Below are 651 nucleotides of genomic sequence, written 5' to 3'. Positions count from 1 at the left end.
CATCGGAGAGCTCTCTTTGGGCTTTCCGAAAAGGTATCACATGCCAAGTTTAGCCTCACGGGCTAAAAGTTCTAGAGTCATACATTTTTAACCAAAAAAAAAAAGGTTAAACATAAAAGAGGGATGCAACACGAGGACTTCCCGGGAGGTCACCCATCCTAGTACTACTCTCGCCCAAGCACGCTTAACTGCGGAGTTTTGATGGGATCTGGTGCATTAGTGCTGGTATGATCGCACCCGTCATCTCATGCGAGCTATATCTATATATCCACTCCCMACCGATTCCGCCACTAGGCCRAAAARAATMKGSCCGGTCCMTCTTCCGCATGCACTGCAACGTGGGACCGGTGGCGGGYAYAWGAAATAATTTCCGCAGAAAAATAAAATAAAATAAAATAGSTCCWCCCGCTCTTTTTGTKTCGCCGCAATGTGGGCCCCGCTGGSAGAAYAGTAAAATAACTAAATARTCTCTCCAAAAAAAAAAAAATGAATGCCGCCCGCYCTTTYAYTRCGCCGCAATGCGRGGCRGGGGGAGSGAAAAAATCTCAATAAACGGTCACTTAAGTAAGCGCGGTAGGAACTCGCGCAAAAAGAGGGGTGCAACACGAGGACTTCCCAGGAGGTCACCCATCCTAGTACTACTCTCGCCCA

At 47.8% G+C, this 651-nt stretch carries 1 rRNA gene; it reads right to left on the bottom strand.

The window, feature by feature from the left end:
• Window positions 1-120 precede the first annotated feature (120 nt).
• Window positions 121-239: ribosomal RNA gene (gene rrf / locus DLK05_RS19100) — 5S ribosomal RNA — on the bottom strand.
• Between the last annotated feature and the right edge of the window lie 412 nt (window positions 240-651).

It is taken from the genome of Ancylomarina longa, assembly GCF_003996985.1.
Taxonomy (GTDB): Bacteria; Bacteroidota; Bacteroidia; order Bacteroidales; family Marinifilaceae; genus Ancylomarina_A; species Ancylomarina_A longa.
This window is presented reverse-complemented; position numbering and strand designations above follow the sequence as displayed.